Consider the following 18,183-nt stretch of genomic DNA (forward strand, 5'->3'; position numbering starts at 1 on the left):
GGGTCAGTCCTTCGGGGGCGATGCCGGCCCGGTGCCGTCGAGGCCGCGGAGCTCGGCGCGCCGGATCTTGCCGCTCTGGGTCTTGGGCAGGTCGGCGATGAAGTGGATCGTGCGGGGGCACTTGTAGGCGGCCAGCCGGTCGCGGGAGAAGGCGATCAGCTCCTCCGCCGTCGCGTTCAGACCCGTCTTGAGCGAGACGTACGCGACGACGGTCTCTCCGCGGTACTCGTCCGGCTGCCCGACGACCGCGGCCTCTAGGACCGACGGGTGCTCGTACAGCGCGTCCTCGACCTCGCGCGGCCAGACCTTGTACCCGGACACATTGATCTGGTCCTTGAGCCGGTCCACCAGGTAGACCCAGCCCTCCTCGTCGATGACGGCGACGTCACCGGTGCGGAGCCGGCCCTCCGGCATCGTGTGCCGGGTGGCCTCGGGCTTGCCCCAGTACCCGGGCACCACCTGCGGCCCGCTCAGTTCGAGTTCGCCCTGCTCCCCGTCGGGGACGGGATTGCCGTGCACGTCCACGACGCGTGCCGTGAGGTGCGGCAGCGGCTTGCCCACGGACAGCGTTCCGCTCGGCAGATGGACGGGGGCCCTGCTTCCCGGAGGCACGGCGATGACGGCGGACGTCGTCTCCGTCATCCCGTAGCCGTTGTGGAGGTAGATGCCGAACCGCTCCCGGAACCGCTCGACGGTCGCCGGCGGGATCGGCGCGCCCCCGGAGTACAGGGCCTTCACCGACGCGAAGTGCTCCGGCCCGACCTGCGGGAGTTCGTAGATCGCGTTGTACGCCGTGATGGAGCCGATCGTGTAGGTCACCCCGTGCTCGGCGAAGGCCTCCAGGGCGACCTCGGGGTGGAACCGGCCCGCCAGGACGAGCGTCGTGTCGGTGAGCAGGGAGATCGTCGCGTTGACGACCGCGCCGGTGATGTGGAACAGCGGGGCCAGGGCGAGCACGACGTCCCCGTCGCGCACGTCCATCCACGACGCACAGGTCGTCACCACGCTCAGGACGTTGCCGTGGGTGTTCATGGCGCCCTTCGGCGGCCCCGTCGTTCCCGACGTGTACGTCAGGAACGCGACGTCGTCGCGGGTCAGCTCCATGGGCGAGGGACCGTGGCCCTCGAACTCGTCGATCAGCGCCACCAGGTCGCCGTCCGGCGCCGGGGCGTGGCGTTCCGTCGTCGCGAAGGCCCGCGGATCGTTCCTCGACTGGTAGTCCAGCGCCGACGTGCTGACCAGCCATCGGACCGTGCTCCCCGCCAGCGTGCCGAGCGTCTCGTGGACGTCCGCGTCCGCGCAGACGACCCCGACCGCCCCGGAGTCGTCGATGATCCGGCGGAGCTCCTGGCGCCGGTACATCGGATTGAGTCCCAGGGCGGTGGCTCCCAGCTTCCACAGGGCCAGCAGCACCAGCGCGTACTGCGGAACGTTCTGCAGGTACACGCCGACGCGATCGCCCCGTGCGGCGGCGCGGGCCTCGAACGCGGCGGCCAGGGCGTCGGATGCCGCGTCCACCTCCCGCGCGGACAGGGCACCGTCGAAGTAACGGAGCGCCGTGCCGTCAGGGTTCCTCGCCACGCGTGCCTTCCAGGCGGCCACGAGCGAGTCGGGGGCCGCGTCCGTCCCCTCGCCGAACCCGTCGAGCAACGCGTCCCTCCGCCGATCCTCGTCCACTGTCATCTGCCGTCCTTCCCACCCGTACGAATGCGCGCTTGTCTTTCCGGTCACGTGAGTTCGCGCTTGAGGATCTTTCCGGTGGACGTCATCGGCAGCGTCGTGACGATCTCCACGATGCGCGGGTACTTGTAGCCCGCCATCTGCTCCTTGCCCCAGGCGATCAGCTCGTCGGGGCGGACCTCGGCGCCGCGGTCGAGGATGACGAACGCCTTGATCTCCTCGCCGTGGCTCTCGTGCGGCACGCCGACGACCGCGGCCAGGCTGATCGCGGGGTGCGTCATCAGGACCTCCTCGATCTCGCGCGGGTAGACGTTGAAACCACCGCGGATGATCAGGTCCTTCGCCCGGTCGACGATGTAGTAGAAGCCGTCCTTGTCCCTGCGGGCCAGGTCGCCGGTGCGGAACCAGCCGTCCCTGACCGCGTCGGCGGTGTCCTCGGGGCGGCCGTGGTAGCCCTTCATCACGTTGTGGCCCTTGACCGCGATCTCCCCGATGGCGCTGCCGGTGCCGTCGTCCTCGACCTCCGACCAGTCCGGCTTGACGAGCTTGACCTCGACACCCCAGATCGGCACGCCGATCGACCCGGGCCGCGGTTCCTGCGCCGGATCGCTGAAGGTCACCACCGGCGAGGTCTCGGAGAGGCCGTAGCCCTCCAGGACCTGGACGCCCAGCCTTTCCCTGACCTGTCTGATGAGCTCCGCGGGGAGCGAGGCACCGCCGGAGACGCCGACGCGCAAGTTCCTCGCGATCCTCTCGACGTCGACGTCGTCGCTGAGCGCCTGCAACAGGCCCCACCACATGGTGGGAACGCCCGCGAAGAAGGTGATGTCCTCCTGCTGCATCAGGGACACCGCCTGCCGGGCGTCGAACCGCGGCAGCAGCACCAGTGTGCCCGCCGTCGAGAAACCGGCGTTCATCTGCACGGTCGCGCCGAAGGAGTGGAACAGCGGCAGCACGACCAGATGAGTGTCCAGGGCCGGCCGGTTCTCCAACAGCCGGTTGCACGCGAGGGCGTTGAGGACCAGGTTGGCGTGGGTGAGTACGGCGCCCTTCGCCTGACCTGTCGTCCCACTCGTGTAGAGGAGCACGGCCGGGTCGTCCCCCGAGGTCCCGATGCTGTCGAACGTCGTCGCCGTGCCCCGCAGCGCGGCGCCCATGGTCTCGACGCCCTCGATCGGGGATTCCGCCGCGGGATCGGCGGTGATGAGGAAGAAGTGCTCGCAGCCGGCGGTCTCGCTGAACCCGGCGTGTCCCTCCGTACCCATCGGCAGACCCGCGTCGCCCTCGAAGCAGAAGTACGCCTTCGCCTCCGAGTCGGCGAGGTGGTAGGCGACCTCCCGGCCCTTGAGCAGGATGTTGAGCGGTACGACGACGGCGCCGGCCTTGAGGATCCCGTAGTACACGATCGGGAACCAGGGCACGTTCGGACAACTGAGCGCGACCTTGTCGCCGGGCCAGATGCCGCGGTCGACCAGGAGGTTGGCGATCCGGTTTGCGGCGGCCTCGACCTGGGCGTAGGTGAGACGCGTCGGGCCGAGGACCACTGCGTCCCGGTTCGGGTGCGTGCGGGCGGAGTCCTCGAGCAGGACCGAGAGGTTCAGCATGATGTCTTCCGGGAAGGTGGACCGGGCCAGGCCGCGGGGAACGGGATGTACGGCCTGGCCCGGGGTGGGTGGGGCGTTACACGTGGCTCGATGCGGACGTCACAACTTCCGCAGGAGCCGGTCGAGGGCCTCGGCCGTCGCCTCGACGTCGGCGGTGGTGTGCGCCGTGCTGAGGAAGACCTTGCCGGACGGCATGAAAAGGAAGCCCTGCCGCAGCATCCCTTCGAGGATCTCGGTCCAGATCCCGCCGGTTCCGTGGAGCCCGGTGGTCCCGTCGGCGGGGACGTACTGGAGGAGCGAGCCGACCCTGTTGAAGCGGCCGAAGTCGGGAGACGAACCGAGCACGCCACCGACGACGGCCTCGAAATCGGACGAGGTCTGTTCGAGCAGTTCGTAGACCGTGGGATCGGCCAGGACGCGCATCGTCGCCTCGACGGCCGCCAGTGCGATCGGGTTGGCGTTGAAGGTTCCGGCATGAACGACGCCGGCCGTCACCTGATCGACCAGCTCCGCTCGGCCGACGACGGCGCTCTGGGTGAAACCGCCGGCCATCGCCTTCCCGAAGACGGACAGGTCGGGGAGCACGCCGTACTTCTCGGCCGCCCCGCCCCGTGCGACTCGGAACCCGGCGATCACCTCGTCGAAGACGAGGACGACGCCGTGTCGGTCGCAGAGGATCCGCAACGTGGACAGGAACTGCGGTGTGGGTGCCTCGACGCCGGCGTTGCTCATCACCGGGTCGACGAGCACGGCCGCGATGTCGCGCTCGACGGCCTCGCTCAGCAGGCGCTCGGCCAGGTCCACGTCGTTGAAGCGCGCCACGACCAGGTCGTCGAGCACGCTCGCCGACTGTCCCGGTCCGCCGGGGGAGACGGGGCGGTCGCAGTCGTCCTCGGACATTCCGGCGTACACGGTGTCGTGCCAACCGTGGTAGCTCTTGGCGAACTTGAGGACGCGGCGCCGCCCGGTGGCGGCTCGCGCGAGGCGCAGCGCGACCTGCACCGCTTCGGTCCCCGTGTTGCTCCACAGCAGCCGCTCGCCGTGCGGCACGGCCTCGAGGACCGCTTCCGCCGCGAGATATTCGAGTCGGTGGCCGGTGCCGACGACCTGCATCTTCGTCGCGACCTCGGACACCGCGGACACCACCCGCGGGTCACCGTGACCGAGGACGAGCGGGCCCCAGGCCATCACGTAGTCGGTGTACCGGTCGCCGTCCAGGTCCCAGACGTACGCGCCCCGTGCCTCTTGCACGAAGAGCGGATGGGGAGGCATCGCGGCGCGCAGGCCCGACCCCACACCCCCGCCGATGCTGCGGCGGGCTCGCTCGAAGGCCGAGCGTGATGATTCCAGGGCCATGGGATTGCCCCCTGCCTTTCAGTACGTGATCACCGAGCGGATGCCGATGCCGCGCTTCATCTGGTCGAACGCCTCGTTGACGTCCTTCAGATCGATCACGCGCGTCACGAGGGAGTCGAGATCGATGCGGTGGTTCATGTAGTGGTCGATCAGCATGGGGAAGTCGGAATCCGGCTTGCTGGAGCCGTAGTTCGAGCCGATCAGCGAAAGCTCCTGATCGGACATGACGAAGGGGTCGATGGAGATCCTCATGCCGTCCGCCACCTGCCCGGCGACCACCGCCGTGCCCCCTCGGGCCAGGACCTCGTAGGCCGATTCGATGGTGCGCGGCAGCCCGATGGCCTCGATGGCGATTTCCACACCGCGTCCGTCGGTGAGCTGGCGCACCCTGTCGGCGAAGTTCTCGCGGGCGTTGTTGATCAGGTCGGTCGCACCGAAGACGCGTGCCTGCTCGAGTTTCTCGTCGGAGATGTCCGCGGCGATGATCTTCCGCGCGCCGGCGAGCCGGGCGCCCTGGATCGCGTTCAGGCCGACGCCGCCGCAACCGAGGACCAGCACGGTGTCGCTCGGACGCACCTTGGCGGTGTTGACGGCCGCGCCGACGCCGGTCGTGACGGCGCATCCGACGAGGGCCGACTGCGGGAACGGGGCGTCGTCCCGGATGGCGATCGCGGCCGATTCGGGCACGAGGGTGTACTGGCCGAACGTTCCGAGGCCCGCGAAGCTGTAGAGGTCGCCCCCGTCCACGGACGTGATCCGGGACCGGCCGTCGAACGACAGGTGGTTCGCCGAGTGCTGGCTGACCATGTCGCAGAGGACCGGCCTGCCGCTGATGCAATAGCGGCAACGGCGACACGAAGGCGTCCACGACAGCACGACGTGATCGCCCTTCTTCAGCGTGGTGACGCCTTCGCCGACGCTCTCGACGATCCCGGACCCCTCATGGCCGAGAATCATCGGCGAGGGAACGTCCCATTCGCCCACGAGCACGTGCAGGTCGCTGTGGCACACCCCGCTCGCTTTGAGCCGCACGAGCACCTCGCCGGGCGGAGGCGTCGAGGGGAGAGTCACCTTTTCGATAGTCAGTGGTTCGTTCGGAGTCCTGAAGACAGCGGCGTCGAATTCGATGGTCATGACGGTTCCGTTCCGTGCGCTGTGGCGATCAGGTCCGAGCGGTGCGGATGAGCTTCTTGTTGGCGAACTCGTCGATTCCGCCCCGGCCCAGTTCGCGGCCGAAGCCGGACCGCTTGACCCCGCCGAAGGGCAGTTCCGCGCCTTCGAGGCCGACGCCGTTGACGAAGACCATGCCGGCGTCGATCCTGTCGGCCACGCGCAGCGCCTGCTCGGCGTCCGTAGTGAACACGTAGGAGCCCAGCCCGTACGGGGTCTCGTTCGCCAGCTCGACGGCCTCGTCCTCGGATCCGACGCGGTAGACGGTCGCGACGGGGCCGAAGAGCTCCTCGGCGGCCGACGGCGAGGTCGGCGAGACGCCCGTCAGAACGCCGGGCGGGAAGTACGCCCCTTCGCGCTGTCGAGCGGAGACGAAGCTCGCCCCGTCAGCGACGGCTCGCTCGACCTGGTCCTCGACGTACTCGGCGGCGGCGACCGAGGAGAGCGGCGCCAGCCCGTCGGTCAGGGCGAGCACCTTCTCGGTGAACTTGTCGAGGAAGGCGTCGTAGATGTCCTCGGCGACGATGAAGCGCTTCCCGGCGTTGCACGCCTGCCCGGCGTTCTCGAACCGCGCCTCGACCGCCGCCTGGACCGTGGCGTCGAGGTCATGGGTCGACAGAACGATGAAGGGGTCGGAGCCGCCCAGTTCGAGCACCACCTTCTTGAGGTTGCGCCCGGCCTTCTCGGCGACCTCCGCGCCGGCCCGCTCCGAACCGGTGAAGGAGACACCCTGCACCCTGGGGTCCGCGATGGCGCGAGCGATCTGCTCGCCGGTGGCGTGGACGTTGACGTAGCAGCCCTGGGGGAAGCCCGCGTCCGTGAACAGCTGCTGGAGCGCCTCGGACGACTCCGGACACTGCGACGCGTGCTTGAGCACGATGGTGTTGCCCAGCGCGAGGTTGGGCGCGGCGAACCGGGCCACCTGGTAATACGGGTAGTTCCAGGGCATGATCCCCAGCAGCACGCCGATCGGCTGGCGACGGACGAAGGCGGTGCCCTCTCCGTCGAGAAGCTCGATCGGTTCGTCGGTGAGGAACGTCTCCGCGTTCTCGGCGTAGTACCTGTAGATCGAGGCGCTGAACTCGACCTCCGCGACGGCCTCGTCCACCGGCTTGCCCATCTCCCGGTGGATGATCTCGGCAAGCTGCGTGCTGCGCTCGTCGTGGAGGGCGGCGACGGTGTTCAGCAGCTGGGCGCGCTGTTCCACGGAGGTCTGCCTCGACCACTGCGCGTAGGCCTTCGCCGCCGCGTCGACCGCCCCCTCGACGGCCTCGTCCGTGGCGGTGGCGTACTCCTTGACCAGCTTGCCGCTCGCAGGGTCCACCACCGCGTACACGTGCCTCTTCGCCATCCTGACTCCTTCTTCGTTCTCGGGGTTCATGCGAGGGTTTCGATTGCGCGGGCCGGGTTCGCGTCCAAGGCCGCGTTGTGGTCGTGCAGCGCGCGGTAGGCACGGAAGTAGACGAATCCCTGGGTGCCCCACGTCGCGAGCGCGGCGGTGTAGAAGATCGTGCGGTTCGCGTCGTCGAACGGCAGGGGGAAGAAGTCGTAGGTGATCGCGATGGCGGTCCCGGCGACCGTGACCAGTCCCGTCCAGATCGCCGGCCACCTCGCGCCCGCGTTCCAGAGCCGCTTGACGAAGTACCCGAGGAAGACCGCCGTGAGGAGATTGACGACGACGTAGAACACGGCGACCCAGAACGCGGCGCGGTCGGTGTGGATATCCGCGCCGTGGAAGTGCCGGAGGAACAGGCCGGCCACGATCGCGACTCCGAACACGCCCACATCGACGCCGAGGCTCGGCTTGTAGCGATGGGTGACCTTCATCAGGCCCATGATCAGGATGAGCGTGATGCCGACCGACCTGGAGAACGCGTCGAAGAAGTACGCCACGTCGTACAGGACGCTGTCGCTGTCGCCGCCGAGCAGCGACCAGAGCAGGAAGTTGCTGCCGGACGTCGCGACGACCATCCATTCGAGACCGAGGAGGTAGTTGCCGTAGCGGCGGATGAACTTCCATCCGTAGAAGTAGCCGGCGAAGATCATCCACAGGTCGGCCAGCAGGAACAGTGCTTCCTTCATCGCAACGCCCCCTCTCGGACATCGTGGGACAGGAGGGCGACGATGTTCTCGGCGGTGCGCTGGCCCGTCAGGACCGCGCCGTTCATGGTGCCGGCCCATTCGCCGGCGGTTTCGGTGCCGGCCCAGTGGATGCGCCCGTGAGGCTGGGACAGCGCCTTGCCGTAGCTCGTGGTCGCGTAGGGGGCGACGGCGGGGTTGGGGCCGCCCGGGGCGAAGGGCTCCGCTCCCCAGCAGTGGTCCACATAGTCGATCGGGGTGCGGGCCTGCGGGCCGTAGAGGTCGGCGAGCTGATGGACGACCCGGTCGCGTCGGGTCTCGGGGCCGAAGCCGTCGAAGACGCGCGGATCGCAGAAGGCCATCAGGATGCCCGGTTTGCCGGGGGCGGGGGACACGTCGAAGGTGATGAACACGGTTCCGGTGTCGGTCACCGCCTCACCGGAGAATCCGTCGGCCCGCCAGAAGGGCTTCTCGTAGGCCACGAAGGCCTTGCTCAGCACGCCCATGCGCCAGGTTCGCGCGAGCCCTTCGGCCTGCTCGGGCAGAGCGGGATCGAACTCGATGGCGGCGCGGTGCGCCGGCGCGGCCGTGACGATCGCGTACCTGGCGTGGATCTCCCCGGAGTCGGTGTGGACGGTGACGCCTTCGTCGTCCTGCGTGACGCGGCGCACGGGTGTCTCCAGGCGCACGCGGTCGCCGAGCTTCTCCGCCACCCGTTTGGCGATCTCCTGGGTGGTCTCGACGAGCCGGTCCTGCTGCTGGCCGCCGTCGACGTCCAGCATGTGATCGAGCCCGCCCGCCGAACGGATGTAGCGCAGTGCGTGCAGCAGGGAGACGTCCCCCGGGGTGCAGCCCCACTGCACCTTGCTGATGACGGTCATCAGCGCACGGGTGCTGGGCAGCGCGTTCTTCCGGTCGAGCCACTCGCCGAACGAGATGGCGTCGAGCCGCCCCGCCCCGGGCGTCTCCCACGCGGCGTTCACGTCGATGGTCGCGACCAGCTTGTTCACCGCCATCTGCATGCGGGCCATGTCCACCAGGGCCGCGGCGGAGACCTTGGGAATGGTGCCGCTGTAGGTGCGGCGCCGGCCCGCCATCCACAGCACGTTGCGACCCTGGGCGAACTGGTCGGTCGTGGTACACCCCATCCGGCTCGCGAGGTCCCGGACGGCGGTGTGGCGTCGTGCCACCCACGTCGCTCCGAGGTCGACCTTCACGCCTGCCACCTCGCCGGAGAGCGATCGGCCCCCGACCCGGTCGCGGCCTTCGACGACCAGGACGGACCGTCCCGTGCTCGTCAGCCGCTCGGCGGCGCTCAGGCCGGCGAAGCCGGCACCGACGACGACGACGTCGACCGTGGTGTCCCCGGAGCCGGGCTTACGGGATCCGGACATGGTCTCCTCCTTCGCCCACGCGGGCCGCGTGCTGCGCGATGTACTCGGTGACGGGGCCGACGAGGGCCTCGGGGATGTGATGGCCCATGCCGGGGATGACCACGTGCTGGGCCGAGCGGATCGCCCGGACGGTCGCGGCGCCGCCGCTCGGGTCGACCAGCAGGTCCCGGTCGCCGTTGATGACCAGCGTCGGGGCCGTGATCCTGCTCAACTGGGCCGTCCGGTCGCCGGAGCGCTGCATCGCCTGGACGTGGCGCGCCGCGCCGGCCACCGGATCACCGGCGCTGCGATCCCACGCGTGAGCTGCCAGGGCCGCCTCGGCGGCGTCGTCGATGGGATGTCCCGTTCCGGCGAGGTGCCTGGTGAGCCGCAGGTGGGCACGGACCGCCGCGGTCCTGGTCCTCGCCGCCGGGGCGGCGAGGAGCCGGATCGTCGACAGCGCCGGCTGGCCCACCTTCTTCGACCCGGTGGTCGAGTAGATGGAGGTCAGCGACAGAACGCGCTCGGGTGCCGTGGCCGCGACCGTCTGCGCGATCATCCCGCCCATCGAACGCCCCACCAGGTGCACCCGCGAGATCCCGAGATGGTCGAGTACGCCGACGGCGTCCTGGGCCATGTCGGCCAGCGAGTACGCGTCGGCGCGCGGGCGCGCGGCGACCTGACGCCAGAGCGCGGGAGGGCGTGCGGCGACGAATGTCGACTGGCCGACGTCACGGTTGTCGAACGCGACGACCCGGAAACCGCGGGCGACGAGCGAGCCGGAGAACGAGTCGGTCCAGAAGGTGAGGTCCTCGCCCATGCCGGCGACGAGCAGGATGACGGGGTCGGCCTTGTCGCCGTGGTCCCGGAAGCAGATCGTCATTCCGGACGGCAGGGTCGCGTACTGGTCGACGCTCTCGGCGCCGCTCGTCTCAGGCATGGGCCGCTCGCCTCCCGGTCCGCTGCGCGGCCGACCGGCCGGTGCCGAACACGAGGTTCTCGTCGGCCACCGGTCCGCGCAGGGCCTTGGCGTCCTCGGGGTAGGACATCGCCATCCGCCAGGGCTTCTCGACCCCCTGCTTGGGCATGAGCTTCTCGCCGCGCTTGGCGTACCCGGCCTGGAGGTCCATGACGGGCCTGCGCGTCGTCCCCGACGGCGCGACCGGGACCACCGTCTCGTATCCGCGGGCGTCCATGTGCCTGACCAGGTCGATGAAGTAGCGACACATCAGGCTCACCTTGAGCGTCCAGGACGAGGTGGTGTAGCCGATCGCCATCGCCCAGTTCGGGATCCCGCTCAGCAGCATTCCGCGATAACAGAGCGCGTCCGCGATGTCGACCTTGCGCCCGTCGACCACGATGGGCATGCCGTCGAAGAGCTGCAGGTTCAGTCCCGTCGCGGTGACGATGACGTCGGCTTCCAGCTCCTCGCCCGACTCCAGGACGATTCCGCGCTTGCTGAACCTCGCCACGGCGTCCGTGACGACGGAGGCCTTTCCCTCCTTGATGGCGTCGAAGAAGTCGCCGTCCGGCGCCAGGCACAGCCGCTGGTCCCACGGGTCGTACGGCGGGTTGAAGTGCTTGTCGACGTCGAATCCCTTGGGAAGGCGCTTGATGTTCTCGTGCCGGATCAGCGCTCGCCCGGCCTTGGGGAAGGTCCGCAGGCCCTTGACGACGGCCCGGTCGGCCCAGATGTTCTTGAACCGCGTCACGGCGTACCCGCGCTCTTCTCCGAGCAGCTTCGTGAGGGCCAGGGCGATCTTGTCGACGCGGGGGAGCGCCATGATGTAGGTGGGGGTGCGCTGTAGCATCGTCACGTGCTGGGCGGCGCCCGCCCCGGTGGCCATGGCCGGCACCAGCGTGATCGCGGTCGCGCCGCTGCCGATGACGACGACCTTCTTGCCGCTGTAGTCGAGGTCCTCGGGCCAGTGCTGCGGATGGACGATCTGACCCTCGAAGTCGTCGCGCCCCGGGAACTCCGGGGAGAACCCCTCGTCGTACCGGTAGTAGCCGGTGGCGGCGAAGACCCAGCCCGCGCGGATCGTCTTGGTCCGGCTCTCGCCCGTGGCGGGGTCCGGCGTCTGGACGGTGAGGGTCCACTTCGAGTCCTCCGAGGACCACTCCGAGCTGACGACCCGGTGACGGAGCCTGATGCGGCGCTCCAGGTCGTTCTCCTCGACCGCCTCCTGGAGGTACCCCTTGATGAGGTGGGCGTCGGCGATCGCGGCTTCGTGGCGCCACGGCTTGAACTCGTAGCCGAAGGTGTGGAGGTCGGAGTCCGAGCGGATGCCGGGATAGCGGAAGAGGTCCCAGGTGCCACCGATGTTGTCGCGGGCCTCCAGCACGACGAGCGACTTGTCGATGAGCTCTCGGCTGAAATAGGCGGCCGCGCCGATCCCGGAGATTCCCGCTCCGATGATCACCACGTCGAACTCCTCGACGGCGTCCAACACCTCAGCTGTCATGGCGTTTCCTCGCTGTTCATGTGGCTGGTGGCTTCACTTTCGCCAGCCACGGCCGCCTGCGAGAACGACAGTGAGCACCTGCTTCGCCCGGGTCCGGTGCACGGTGCACAGGCCCCGCGCACCGCTGCTCTCCTACTGTGTCGGCGGGCGGGCGCCGCAGCCGTGCCCACGGCCTTGTGGGGTTCTCGCCGGCGTGATAGAGGTGTGCCGCTGCGGTTTAGTAGCACTAAACACCTTGTCGCGGTCCCCTCCCGGAATGACCGGCGCGGTGACTTCGAGTGACAGACGGTTGCCATGAGTCACAAATCCGACTCGGTGTGCGGGAGCGTGCGCACCCGCCGACAGCCGCCCGCATCGCGCCGCGGGAGCCCGGCCTCGGTCTGACCGCGGAGGAGGCCGAGGCGGCTCGCAGCCGTGGAGATGCCGCCGGTCGCCATGGTCGAGAGCCGGCCGCGGGTGAGGGCTGCCGGATCGCCGGCGAGGGGGAACGGCGAGCAGCCCGGCTCTCGCTCGGGACGATCCATCCAACCATGACGAGCCGGTACCGGCCGTGAGCTGAAAGGTCGTCGACATGACCGACCCCTCCAAGACAGGGCACGTCGAAGCACCCATGGCTGAAGCGGCGTCGGACGACCCGCTCGACCGCGGGCTCGGCATACCGCAGATCGTGTTCATGGTCCTCGCCGCGGCGGCGCCGCTCGGGCTGGTGGCCGGTGGGGTGCCGCTCGCCTTCGCCGTGAGCGGCAGCTCGGGTCTGCCGCTGTACTTCGCGCTGTCCACCGTGATGCTGCTGGTCTTCGCGGTCGGCTTCACGCTGATGGCCGGCCGGGTGCGTGACGCGGGCGCCTTCTACGCCTACGTCCAGGCGGGACTGGGCCGGATACCCGGCCTCTCGGCCGCGACCCTCGCGCTCTTCTCCTACACGCTGCTTCTCGTCGGAGTGAACGCCTACGTCGGCGTCGCGACGAGCAATGTCATCGAGCGGTACGGCGACATCGGCTCCCCGTGGTGGTTGTGGGCGTTCGTCTCACTGGGCATCATCGCTTTCCTCGGCTATCGCGACATCGAGCTGAGCGCCAGGGTGCTCGGTGTCGTGCTGGTGCTGGAAACCCTGCTGCTCCTGGTCATGGACCTCGGCATCGTGGGGCACGGCGGCGCCCACGGCCTGACGGCCGAGCCGTTGTCGCCTTCGATCGTGGGGAACGGCTCCCTGGGCCTCGGTGTGATGTTCGCTTTCTTCGGGTTCATCGGCTTCGAGGCGACGGCCGTGTTCCGCAACGAGGCCAAGGATCCCGACGTCACGGTCCCGCGGGCGACGTACGTCGCGATCCTGGTGATCGGGATCTTCTACTCGTTCACCGTGTGGGCGGTCGTCGTGGGGGTCGGCGTCGACTCCGTGACCGGCGCCGCGAAGGCCGACCCCGAGGGCCTTGTCCTCAAGCTGGCGCAGAGCTACGTCGGGTCCGTCTGGGCCGACGTGATGCAGCTGCTCCTGATCACCAGTCAATTCGCGTGCGTGCTGGCCTTCCACAACGTCGTGACGCGCTACCAGTTCTCGCTGTCCCGGACCGGCGCCCTTCCGGCGTCGCTGGGCGTCGTCCACCCCCGGCACCGCGCGCCGTCATCGTCCTCGGCCGTCGTCTCGGCGGTCGCGTCCGTCACGACGCTCGTCGTCGTCGCGCTCGGCCTCGATCCGATCGGAGACCTCTACGCCTGGTTCTCCGGCGCCGCCACCCTTGGCATCGTCCTGCTGATGGCAGCCACCAGCCTCGCGGTGATCGGCTTCTTCCGGCGTGCCGACGAGCAGCAGTCGGTGTGGCGCACCGTCGTGGCCCCGGCCGTGGCCTTTCTCGGCCTGGCCAGCGTGGTCTACCTGACGGTCGCCAACTTCCCGCTCCTCGTCGGCACCACCGAGCGCGCGTGGGTGATCGGCGGGTTCGTCGCCCTCTCGGCCGTGGTCGGCGCGGTACAGGCCCTCGTCCTGCGGTCGGCCCGACCGGCCGTCTACGAGCGGCTCCAGGCCGTGTCCTCCGGCCGAGGTCCGAACGGCGTGGTTTAGGCCGGCCCTCGCGCGCCGCGCAGCAGGGGAGGTGACAGGACCCACAGGACTTCGCTGACCGTCGTACCCGGATTGTCGAACTGGTGAAGCGTCCGACCGGAGAACGAGGTGGACACGCCGGCTGACAGCATCCGCGTCTCGCCTCCGACGATCAGACGGGTCGAGCCGCTCAGCCCCATCGCGAAGATCACGGCGGTGTCGAGCCGATAGGGGCCACCCGTGCCCCCGCCTGGCTCGATCACCGAGCGGAAGACCTGGAACGCCGTGGTGTCGGCAGGCGTGAGCAGGTACTCGGTCACGCCTTCACCGCCCATGTCGATCCGGCTTCCGCTCTCCACGACCTGCTCGTCCGGGTGGGTGAACAGCTCGCCGACCCCGATCTGCAGCACATCGCAGACGCGCAACAACGTCGGGACGGACACGTTGGTGAGACCACGCTCCAACTGACTCAGGAAGCCCTTGGTGACATCCGTCCGATGTGCGACTTCCGTCAACGACAACCCGCGGCTGAGCCTGATCGCCCTCAGTTGCGCGCCTGTGGACGCTTCGGGGGCAGGGGAGTTCTCGGCCGCTCCGCCTGCTCCCCCGTCGCTTTCGATGGACATCGTGTGCTCACCGCCCGTCCGGAGATCGAGGTCGTGTGCCCATCGGGTGACAGGCCGACTCGGACGAGCCCCCTCCGTGACACGAGGCTAAGGCATGCGCGTCACGGGTGGCCGGTGTCCTTCAGGGGCGACGCCGCCGGAACTGTTGCAGCGCCACCGGCAGCGTGGTAAACCTGCCGCCGGTTTAGTAGCACTAAACAGTCCCCCTTCGGACGGCAGTCGCGTCAACTGCCCATCCCCTGAGCCCGAAAAAAACTCCGTATGCCTCCGGCATGTCCTACTCACGAAGCAGGAACCATGACCCGCATCGTCGACGACGTCGTCAACGGCACTTTCCGGTCCGCCACGGCCGCCATTCCGGCGCGGTCCAGGACGACGCCCGCACCGCGCCAGTACGCGCTGCTCGCCTTCACCTGTCAGTGACACGGCATATCGGGAGCGTCAGCTCCTCGGGACCGGAGGGACACTTAACACATGGAAGAGCTGTGGCCCGCGCCCTCCCGCGAGGTCGCTGATGCGATCAGGTCACTGTGCCAGCGTCTGTTGACGGAAACGGACGCCTTGGTCGACGCCTTCGCAGAGCCCTCTCTGGTGGCCCAGAACGATCCTGCCCTCCTCGCGGACGCCTCGCTGGTCGAGGAGGATCGCGAGCTCAACCGCTCCGATCTCGTCCAATGGCTGACCGCGAACGTCCAGCAACCGGGGCGGCGGGTGGAGCCCTACGTCGGCCCGAGGGCCACGGCGTACATCCACGATCTCGTCTCCCGCGGCATCGCGCCCGACTTCGCCGTCGCCTGGCGCGTGGCACTGGGGATCGGCTGGCGGCGATGGCTGGAGGAATGCGTGGCGCACTGCGCCGACCCCGACCTTCTCGTGGGGGTCCTGGACGTGTCGGGGAAGTCGCTGGTGCAGTACGCCCTCGACTCGGTCGCGGCCCTGCGCGAAGCCGGCTTCGCCGCGGCGATGGGCAATACGGATGCCGAGGGGATCGCACTGATCCAGCTGATCGCCAGCGGGGCACCGATGGCGGAAGACCTGGCCGAGGGGCGCCTGCGCTACCGGATGGGACGGTGGCACGTGGGCCTCGTCCTGTGGATCGATGATCCTCAGCAGGCCGATGCCCTGGACGAGGCGATCCTGGCCGTGCGCTCCGCCGCCGGGGGCCGGAGCGCCCTGGTGGCGCGTGCCAGCGCCACGTCGCGGTGGATCTGGCTCTCGGGGGAGGGTGTTCCGGACCTCCACCATGTGGAGAAGGCCCTCGCGGCGGCCGAGCGGGTCCACGTGGCGGTGGGGAGGCCGGGACGTGGACTCGAAGGGTTCCGGTCCAGCCACCAGGACGCCCTTGCGGCGCAGGCGCTGGTCATCCGGCTCGGGTCCGACCGGCGCTTCACCGCCTACGCCGACGTCGAGTTGATCGACGCACTCACGAAGGACCGTGCCGGCGCGCGTCGGTTCGTCATCAACACGCTCGGGCCGTTGGCCGAAGGCGACTTGGCACTGCGGCAGGCACTCCTCACCTATGTGCAGTGCGGCTTCAACACCACCCGGGCGGCCGCCCACCTCTACGCACACCGGAACACCGTCGAGCGGCGGGTCTCGCGTGCCAACGAGCTCTCGGCCGTCAAGGTGGAGCACAACCCGACCCATGTGGCGGCGGCGCTCCTGCTGCTGGACCTCGCGCCTGACATCGCTGCGACCGATCCCGGCTGAGCTCACCTCACGAGGCCGTGGTGTCGAGCCTCCTGAACCAGTGGAGTGCCGGGAGAGCGAGCAGGGTGGCGGCTGACAGGACCGCGAACGCGATCGCGGGGCGGGTGACGAGCAGTCCGACGGCCGCCGCCAGCAGCACTCCTCCCAGATTGCCCGCCATCCAGATGAGGCCGGCCGCCGTGCTCTCGGCCTCGGGCGCGTGCCGCTCGCTCAGGGAGAGCACGATGGGAAGAGCCGGGAGCAGCACGAAGCCCGTCCCGAGGAGCATGAGGAAGGCCATGGGCGTGCTCGGGACCAGGACGAGATGGAGGCAGGCCGCGGCGGTGAAAGCGATCGCCGCACCCATGACCTGAACCTCGCGGCCGCATCGGTCCGCCCAGACCGGCACGACGGCGCAGCCGATCACACCGGCGATCATGGTCAGCGCGAGGATCAGACCGGCGGTGGATTCCGAAACTCCCGCCGGCGCCAACAGCGGTTGCACGAACGTCGCGAGGGCGATGAACGTACCCATCGGGATGGCGACGACCGCGCACAGACGTCGTACGTAGCGATTGCCGAGTGCCGCGCGAAAGGCCCGGAGCCCACTGGTCGCGGGTGCGTACTCGGGGCGCGCCCGCGGCGGGAAGCGCAGTGCCGCGACGAGACACAGCCCGGCGTCCATGGCGATCAGGGCGGTGATGAGGGTGAGGGTGCGGATGTGGTTCTCGCCGGGCAGAAGCGCGCCCAGCAGGTAGCCCAGGACCATGCCGGCGAACGTGGCGGAGGACGCGGCGGCGATTCCGGGGGCGCGGTGCCTCTTGGCGAGGTAGCCCACGGCGAGACCCGGTATGGCGTTCAGGACGAAGGGCTGTCCTGCGGCAGCGACGGCCTGTCCGATGAACGCCCAGGTGAAGTCGTCGGCAACCAGTCTCAGGAACGCTCCTGACGCCGTGAGCACCGCGCCGACCACGAGGGCCGGACGGAGGAACCGGTCGAGCGCGATGCCGGCGGGGACGGCAAGGAGGACGTAGACCAGCGGGAAGACCTGGGACAGCCAGCCGATCTCGCCGATGGAGACGCCGAAGTGCCGCGCGGCGTCCTCCGTCACGGGCGCGTAGTTCACGAAGAGCGCCTGGGACGCGGCGGCCAGGAGGCCGTAGGCGAGGAAGACCATCCACCGACTCTTCGCGTGCTCCTCGACGCGCGGCGCCGCCGTCGTCGCGGCCGCTCGTGTGGTCTCGTTCGTGCTTCCGGGCAGTGCGTGACGACCGAGCGACTCGCCGCGCCTCCGGGTGCTGCGTCGGATCATGACCGTGGCGACTGCGCCTACACCTACGGCGGCGGCTCCGCGTGCTCGTCGCTGAGCGGTCGTCAACTCCGGCATGTCATTGTCCTTGTCGGTCGACGGTGGTGCTCCACTGTCGCGATCCGGGCCGTTCTTGGGTACGACACACTGCACCCCGGTTTGCATAGCTCTGTGCACTCGGCACCACCGGCGCGGGCTCCGGCGCATCCCTGGTGAGGATTCGCACCGCCGCGCGGGCGACGGGCGATACGCGGGCGTAGGTCCTGATGCTCGTGGCCCTGTACTTCGTGTGCCGAACAGGGCGCCACCTCCGTGTTCGCGGGCACCGACTTGCACGAATGGGTGCACGACGGCCGCCACCTGCTCGGCTTCCCCTGCCACTGAGTGGCCACGCACATCATGTACGCCTCCACTGTCAGAGGTCTGCTGGTCCGCGGCACGCTCACGGGCCTGATCGCCGGACTGTTCGCCTCCCTCGCGCTCTCCTTCGTCCTCGGCCGCGCCGGCCGGTTCAGCCCCCGGGTGACAGCGGCCCTCACCGCCGCCGGCGCGCTCGCACTCGTCTACCTGGTGCCGTTCCCGCCGGCCGTCGGCAACCCCGACACGATCGGCCAGCGCACCACGCTGTTCTTCCTGATGATCCTGCTCAGCGTCCTGCTCGGCGTCGGCGCGATCATCCTCGGGCGGCTCCTGGCCCACCGCACCCACCCCGCGGGTACGGCGGCAGCGGCGCCGCAGCCGGCGTCGGCCCTCGGCTGATCCACACACCGCAGCCACCCAGAGAGTCCTGCCGC

The 18,183-nt window shown here is 69.4% G+C and carries 15 protein-coding genes and 1 pseudogene; 5 read left to right on the forward strand and 11 right to left on the reverse strand.

Annotation, left to right across the window (positions count from 1 at the left end):
• Positions 1–3: 3 nt before the first annotated feature.
• From ACFYU9_RS25920 to ACFYU9_RS25960, 9 genes are all read right to left on the reverse strand, one after another.
• The gene (locus ACFYU9_RS25920) at positions 4–1,683 is read right to left on the reverse strand and encodes a class I adenylate-forming enzyme family protein (RefSeq protein ID WP_389346195.1); all 1,680 of its coding nucleotides are present in this window, start codon (positions 1,681–1,683) and stop codon (positions 4–6) included.
• A 44-nt stretch (positions 1,684–1,727) separates the two neighbouring features.
• A complete protein-coding gene (locus ACFYU9_RS25925) occupies positions 1,728–3,284 on the reverse strand; it encodes a long-chain fatty acid--CoA ligase (RefSeq protein WP_389346196.1) in 1,557 nt (518 codons plus the stop codon).
• Between the two features lie 99 nt (positions 3,285–3,383).
• Positions 3,384–4,535 carry an aspartate aminotransferase family protein gene (locus ACFYU9_RS25930; protein WP_389346197.1) on the reverse strand — a complete coding sequence of 384 codons (1,152 nt, stop codon included), beginning with the start codon at positions 4,533–4,535 and terminating at the stop codon, positions 3,384–3,386.
• Positions 4,536–4,658: 123 nt separating this feature from the next.
• The gene (locus ACFYU9_RS25935; protein WP_389346198.1) at positions 4,659–5,774 is read right to left on the reverse strand and encodes a Zn-dependent alcohol dehydrogenase; all 1,116 of its coding nucleotides are present in this window, start codon (positions 5,772–5,774) and stop codon (positions 4,659–4,661) included.
• Positions 5,775–5,802: 28 nt separating this feature from the next.
• Positions 5,803–7,161, reverse strand: a complete 1,359-nt coding sequence (locus tag ACFYU9_RS25940) for an NAD-dependent succinate-semialdehyde dehydrogenase (protein ID WP_389346199.1) — start codon at positions 7,159–7,161, stop codon at positions 5,803–5,805.
• A 26-nt stretch (positions 7,162–7,187) separates the two neighbouring features.
• Positions 7,188–7,892: a transporter gene (locus ACFYU9_RS25945; RefSeq protein WP_389346200.1), complete on the reverse strand. Its 705-nt coding sequence runs from the start codon at positions 7,890–7,892 to the stop codon at positions 7,188–7,190.
• Positions 7,889–9,283: a flavin monoamine oxidase family protein gene (locus tag ACFYU9_RS25950; RefSeq protein ID WP_389346201.1), complete on the reverse strand. Its 1,395-nt coding sequence runs from the start codon at positions 9,281–9,283 to the stop codon at positions 7,889–7,891. Before ACFYU9_RS25950 ends, ACFYU9_RS25945 begins: the two co-directional genes overlap by 4 nt.
• On the reverse strand, positions 9,267–10,202 hold the full coding sequence (locus tag ACFYU9_RS25955; protein ID WP_389346202.1) for an alpha/beta fold hydrolase: 936 nt from the start codon (positions 10,200–10,202) through the stop codon (positions 9,267–9,269). Before ACFYU9_RS25955 ends, ACFYU9_RS25950 begins: the two co-directional genes overlap by 17 nt.
• Positions 10,195–11,727, reverse strand: coding sequence for a flavin-containing monooxygenase (locus ACFYU9_RS25960; RefSeq protein ID WP_389346203.1), 1,533 nt, complete (start codon positions 11,725–11,727; stop codon positions 10,195–10,197). The genes ACFYU9_RS25955 and ACFYU9_RS25960 overlap by 8 nt, the downstream gene beginning before the upstream one ends.
• A 571-nt stretch (positions 11,728–12,298) precedes the next feature.
• Between ACFYU9_RS25960 and ACFYU9_RS25965 the strand changes: the two genes are divergently transcribed.
• Positions 12,299–13,786: an APC family permease gene (locus ACFYU9_RS25965; RefSeq protein ID WP_389346204.1), complete on the forward strand. Its 1,488-nt coding sequence runs from the start codon at positions 12,299–12,301 to the stop codon at positions 13,784–13,786.
• Here ACFYU9_RS25965 and ACFYU9_RS25970 read toward each other — a convergent pair.
• Positions 13,783–14,391 carry a helix-turn-helix domain-containing protein gene (locus tag ACFYU9_RS25970; protein ID WP_389346205.1) on the reverse strand — a complete coding sequence of 203 codons (609 nt, stop codon included), beginning with the start codon at positions 14,389–14,391 and terminating at the stop codon, positions 13,783–13,785. The genes ACFYU9_RS25965 and ACFYU9_RS25970 overlap by 4 nt on opposite strands.
• Positions 14,392–14,688: 297 nt before the next feature.
• Between ACFYU9_RS25970 and ACFYU9_RS25975 the strand changes: the two genes are divergently transcribed.
• Positions 14,689–14,814: a hypothetical protein gene (locus ACFYU9_RS25975; protein ID WP_389346206.1), complete on the forward strand. Its 126-nt coding sequence runs from the start codon at positions 14,689–14,691 to the stop codon at positions 14,812–14,814.
• 51 nt (positions 14,815–14,865) lie between these two features.
• The gene (locus ACFYU9_RS25980) at positions 14,866–16,101 is read left to right on the forward strand and encodes a PucR family transcriptional regulator (protein ID WP_389346207.1); all 1,236 of its coding nucleotides are present in this window, start codon (positions 14,866–14,868) and stop codon (positions 16,099–16,101) included.
• Between the two features lie 7 nt (positions 16,102–16,108).
• Here the strand turns inward: ACFYU9_RS25980 and ACFYU9_RS25985 are convergent, their stop codons facing one another.
• A complete protein-coding gene (locus tag ACFYU9_RS25985) occupies positions 16,109–17,392 on the reverse strand; it encodes an MFS transporter (RefSeq protein WP_389346208.1) in 1,284 nt (427 codons plus the stop codon).
• A gap of 257 nt (positions 17,393–17,649) precedes the next feature.
• Between ACFYU9_RS25985 and ACFYU9_RS25990 the strand changes: the two are divergent.
• Positions 17,650–17,773, forward strand: a pseudogene (locus ACFYU9_RS25990) (CbtB-domain containing protein); the annotation flags it as partial.
• A complete protein-coding gene (locus ACFYU9_RS25995) occupies positions 17,774–18,148 on the forward strand; it encodes a CbtA family protein (protein WP_389346209.1) in 375 nt (124 codons plus the stop codon).
• The last annotated feature ends 35 nt before the right edge of the window (positions 18,149–18,183 follow it).

This window comes from Streptomyces sp. NPDC004327 (assembly GCF_042873935.1).
Taxonomy (GTDB): Bacteria; Actinomycetota; Actinomycetes; order Streptomycetales; family Streptomycetaceae; genus Streptomyces.